Annotated in this window: 5 protein-coding genes; 1 reads left to right on the top strand and 4 read right to left on the bottom strand. The window is 69.8% G+C overall.

Annotated elements, in window-relative coordinates; all coding sequences use genetic code 11:
* Positions 1-96: 96 nt before the first annotated feature.
* The 4 genes from cysS to carD all read right to left on the bottom strand — a co-directional run bounded on the left by cysS (position 97) and on the right by carD (position 3275).
* A complete protein-coding gene (gene cysS / locus ON39_RS02345; RefSeq protein WP_040730321.1) occupies positions 97-1506 on the bottom strand; it encodes a cysteine--tRNA ligase in 1410 nt (469 codons plus the stop codon).
* A 64-nt stretch (positions 1507-1570) separates the two neighbouring features.
* Positions 1571-2038, bottom strand: coding sequence for a 2-C-methyl-D-erythritol 2,4-cyclodiphosphate synthase (gene ispF / locus ON39_RS02340; RefSeq protein ID WP_040730325.1), 468 nt, complete (start codon positions 2036-2038; stop codon positions 1571-1573).
* Positions 2039-2058: 20 nt separating this feature from the next.
* On the bottom strand, positions 2059-2784 hold the full coding sequence (gene ispD / locus ON39_RS02335; RefSeq protein WP_051186220.1) for a 2-C-methyl-D-erythritol 4-phosphate cytidylyltransferase: 726 nt from the start codon (positions 2782-2784) through the stop codon (positions 2059-2061).
* A 2-nt stretch (positions 2785-2786) separates the two neighbouring features.
* Positions 2787-3275, bottom strand: coding sequence for an RNA polymerase-binding transcription factor CarD (gene carD, locus ON39_RS02330; RefSeq protein ID WP_011206964.1), 489 nt, complete (start codon positions 3273-3275; stop codon positions 2787-2789).
* Positions 3276-3853: 578 nt separating this feature from the next.
* On the opposite strand from carD, the gene ON39_RS02325 reads away from it, so the two are divergent.
* Positions 3854-4558 carry a copper chaperone PCu(A)C domain-containing protein gene (locus tag ON39_RS02325; protein WP_040730319.1) on the top strand — a complete coding sequence of 235 codons (705 nt, stop codon included), beginning with the start codon at positions 3854-3856 and terminating at the stop codon, positions 4556-4558.
* Positions 4559-4609 lie beyond the last annotated feature (51 nt).

The raw sequence follows: 4609 nt of genomic DNA, 5'->3' as shown, positions 1-4609 counted from the left end.
CCAGTCCGCGCCTGCGCTTCCCGCCGGAGCCGACGACGGCGCCCTTCTTGGTTCCGCCCTTGCGGACCGCGCCACGACGCTGCGAATTGCCTGCCATCACTTGGCCTTTCCAGGTTGCGGCGCTGCGCCGATGGCCCACTCGGGGCCGTTCTGTGTGTCGGTGACCTCGATTCCGGCTGCCTGCAATCGATCGCGGACGGCGTCGGCGCTCGCCCAATCCTTGTCTGCTCGCGCCTGTTGACGGCGGTCGAGCTCGGCGCGCACCAGCACGTCGAGCGCACCGAGTGCCGCCGAAGAGTCTCCTGGGGTGAACCAGTGCGGATCCAGCGGGTCGACACCGAGGATACCGAGCATGGCGCGGACCTGTGCGGCCAGGTCCCGCGCGGTGTCCAGGGCGCCCGACTCCAGCGCCCGGTTACCCTCGTGCACGAGACGGTGGATCTCGGCCAGCGCCTTCGGCACGGCGAGGTCGTCGTCGATGGCGGCGGCGAACGCGTCGGTCCACTTGCCGACCTGCACCTCGCCCGCGCGGTCGACGGTCCGGTGCACGAAGGCCTCGATGCGCTGATAGGACTGGGCCGCGTCGTCGAGGGCCTTGTCCGAGTACTCCAGCATCGAGCGGTAGTGCGCGCTGCCGAGGTAGAACCGCAGCTCCACGGCCCGGACCCGGGTGAGCACGTTCGGCACGGAGAGCACGTTGCCCAGCGACTTGGACATCTTCTCCCCGCCCATGGTCACCCAGCCGTTGTGCAGCCAGTAGCGGGCGAAGCCGTCGCCGGCCGCCTTGGACTGGGCGATCTCGTTCTCATGGTGCGGGAACACCAGATCCATTCCGCCGCAATGGATGTCGAACTCCGGGCCGAGGTAGAACTCGGCCATCGCGGAGCACTCCAGGTGCCAGCCGGGGCGGCCGGGGCCCCACGGCGACGGCCAGGTCGGCTCGCCGGGCTTGGCGGCCTTCCACAGGGTGAAGTCGCGCGGGTCGCGCTTGCCCTCGCCCGCGCTCTCGCCCTGGTGCACGTCGTCGAGGCGGTGGCCGGACAGGCTGCCGTAGTCGGGGTAGCTCAGCACGTCGAAGTAGACGTTGCCCGCGGAGGCGTACGCGTGCCCGCGCTCGATCAACCGCTGCATCATGTCGACCATCTGGGTGATGTGGCCGGTCGCCCGCGGCTCCACGGACGGCGGCAGCACGCCCAGGGTCTCGTAGGCGTTGTCGAAGGCGCGCTCGTAGGTGGCCGCCCACTCCCACCACGGCCGGCCCGCCTCGGCGGCCTTGGTGAGAATCTTGTCCTCGATGTCGGTGACGTTGCGGATGAACCAGACGTCGTAGTCGTGCGCGAGCAGCCAGCGCCGCAGCACGTCGAAGGCCACGCCGCTGCGCACGTGGCCGATGTGCGGCGCGCCCTGCACCGTGGCGCCACACAGGTACACCGAGGCACGGCCGGGGACCAGGGGCGCGAACTCGCGCATGGTCCGCGTGTCGGTGTCAAAGAGGCGCAGCGTCACGGCGTTCGATCCTAGCTGGTAGACAAGGCTGTACCCGGACCGGCTCAGGTCCGTCGGAGCGGGGTCAGCGACAGGATCGCAGCAGGGCGGTAGCCATGGCGGCCACGCCCTCGCCGCGGCCGGTGAGCCCGAGTCCGTCGGTGGTGGTGCCGGAGACCGAGACCGGTGCGCCGAGCAGCTCGCCGAGCAGTTGCTGGGCCTCGGCGCGGCGCGGTCCGATCTTGGGCCGGTTGCCGATCACCTGAACCGCGGCGTTGACGGTCTCGAACCCGGCCTCGTCGAGCAGCCTGCGCACTTCCTTCAGCATGGCGGCGCCGGAGACACCCGCCCACTCCGGGCGTCCGGTGCCGAAGACCGCGCCGACGTCGCCGAGTCCGGCCGCCGAGAGCAGCGCGTCGCAGAGCGCGTGGGCGGCGACGTCGCCGTCGGAGTGTCCGGCGCAGCCGTCGTCGCCGTCGAAGAGCAGCCCGGCCATCCAGCAGGGGCGGCCCGGTTCGATCGGGTGCACGTCGCTGCCGATGCCGACACGCATGTCGGGTGTGTCGTTCGCGCTCACCGGGCCACCGCCTCGCGCGCGCTCGCGCCGTCGAGGACCGCGTCGGCGAGCACCAGGTCGAGCGGGGTGGTGATCTTGAATGCCAGGGGGTCGCCGGGGATGGTGCGCACCTGGGCGCCGAGGAGTTCGACCAGTCCCGCGTCGTCGGTGGCCTGGACGCCCTCGGCGAGATAGGCCGAGCGCAGCAGTCCGGCCGCGAAGCCCTGCGGGGTTTGGATGGCGCGCAGTCCCGCGCGGTCGGGCGTGCCGGTGACCGCGCCCGCCGCGTCGACGGACTTGATGGTGTCGGCGACCGGTAGCGCGGGCACCACGGCGAGATGACCGGCGCGCAGCTCGGTGACGACCCGGGCGATCAGGTCGGGCGGGGTGAGGGCGCGCGCGGCGTCGTGTACGAGGTAGTAGGCGGCCTCGGGTGCGGCGGCGAGGCCGGCCCGCACCGAGTCGATGCGTTCGGCGCCGCCGACGACCACGTGTACCGAATCCGAGGGCGGCAGCAGGGCAACGGCGCTCTCGACGAATTCGGCGGGAACCATAACGATGATCCGGTCGACCGCGCCGGAGGCGATCAGGCCCTCGACGGCGTACCGAACCATGGGACTGCCGCCGATCGGGACGAACGCCTTGGGCACACTTTCACCCAGGCGGACGCCGCGACCGGCGGCAGGCACCAAAGCAACCACGGCGCCGTCGGTGAGACGAGCACCGTTGTCGGGATTGTTCACGGTCAGGAAGCCGCGGCGAGGACCTCGTCGAGCAGCGTCTCGGCCTTGCCGTCATCGGTTCCCTCGGCGAGCGCTAGCTCACCGACGAGAATCTGCCGGGCCTTGGCGAGCATTCGCTTCTCACCGGCGGACAGGCCGCGATCCTGCTCACGACGCCACAGGTCGCGGACGACCTCGGCCACCTTGTTCACATCGCCGGAGGCGAGCTTCTCCAGGTTGGCCTTGTAGCGGCGGGACCAGTTGGTCGGCTCCTCCGTGTGCGGCGCACGCAGAACCTGGAAGACTCGATCGAGACCCTCCTGGCCGACGACGTCACGTACGCCGACGTATTCGGCGTTCTCGGCGGGAACCCGAACAGTCAGATCGCCTTGCGCGACCTTCAGGACCAGATACTCTTTTTGCTCACCCTTGATGGTGCGAGTCTCGATAGCTTCGATCAGCGCCGCTCCGTGGTGGGGGTAAACGACGGTGTCTCCGACCTTAAAAATCATGTGTCCCGTGCCCCTTTCGATGTTCACAGTTTAACATGCGACTCGATAACGGCGCGATCAACTGTGCAGGTCAGGGCCACAACGAGGCAGCGGTGGGGCTTGACAGAACCCGGTCGGTGTGCATTACGTTGTGCCAGAACAGGTTATGTCCCCGCATTGCCCCCGTCCCGGCCCCCCGACCTGACCAGGCAGTGTGTCCGCGATTCGGCGATCCTCGATCAAACTGTTATCAACGATGTGAGTGTCCGCGCCGTCGCCCTGCCGACCGACACGCGCGAGTTCTGCGAGCGCCGTTCGCGGCCCGTCTCGCGCCCGAGTGGCCGAAGCGCATGCGCCGCAGGCGCGAGTCTCGGCCGCTCGGGCGCGGCCCACCCGTCGCCCGACCGCCGCCCCTCATAGAATCGCTACGCGATGCTGAGCCCGGGGGCCGCGAACACGCGGTGCCGCAGGCGCCGCAGATCAGACACAGCCCGGGGTCCCGGTCTTCCACGGGAACTACTACGCTGCCTAGTTATTACTCTCCCTTGCGGAGTGACCCGGTCGACATGGAGGGACAACCCGTGACTGCCCTGAAAGCTGTGACCGCCCTGAAAAAGGCGCGACGTCGCATGGTGCCGGTTGCCGCACTCGCCGCCGGCGCGGCGATCGCGCTGACCGGCTGTAGCTCGGGCCAGATCTCGCAGACCGCGGACCAGGTCGCCGCGATCAACGGCAACCACGCCGACGTCGGCAAGATCGCGCTGCGCAACGTGCACATCGTCTTCCCCGCCCAGGGCTCGGAGTACACCAACGCCAAGGCAGGCAAGGCGATCATCGCGCTGTCGATCATCAACAACAGCCCGTCGGTGCCCGACGAGCTGACCAGCCTCACCACCGACCTCGGCCCGGTGAAGATCACCCCCGCCGCGGGCAAGTCGACGGTGGAGCTGGCCCCGCAGCAGACCGTGGTCGCCGCGACCAAGCCGGTGAAGGCCGCCACGCCGGCGACCGACGCGCACGGCGCCGCCCCGACCTCCGCCGCCCCGACCTCGGCCAAGCCCGGCGGCACCGAGCACGCCGCGGAGCCGGCGGCGACCGCCGAGGATCCCGAGGCGCGCCCGATCCTGATCGAGATCACCAACCTGAGCCGCGACATCACGCCGGGCCTGACCTACAACGTCGCGTTCAACTTCAAGCAGAACGGCACCGTCCAGGTCCAGGTGCCGGTCGACGCGGGCGCGACCGAGCGGCACGAGTCGGACAAGTCCGGCGCGGCCGAGGCCGAGCACAAGGGTGGACACTGAGCGTCTAGCCTCCTGAACGAAAAACGGCTGCCGTTCCCCCCACCGGGACGG

The organism is Nocardia tenerifensis NBRC 101015 (genome assembly GCF_000308715.1).
Classification (GTDB): Bacteria; Actinomycetota; Actinomycetes; order Mycobacteriales; family Mycobacteriaceae; genus Nocardia; species Nocardia tenerifensis.
Note: the sequence above shows the minus strand (reverse complement) of the source record. Positions and strands in the feature narration are given on the sequence as shown.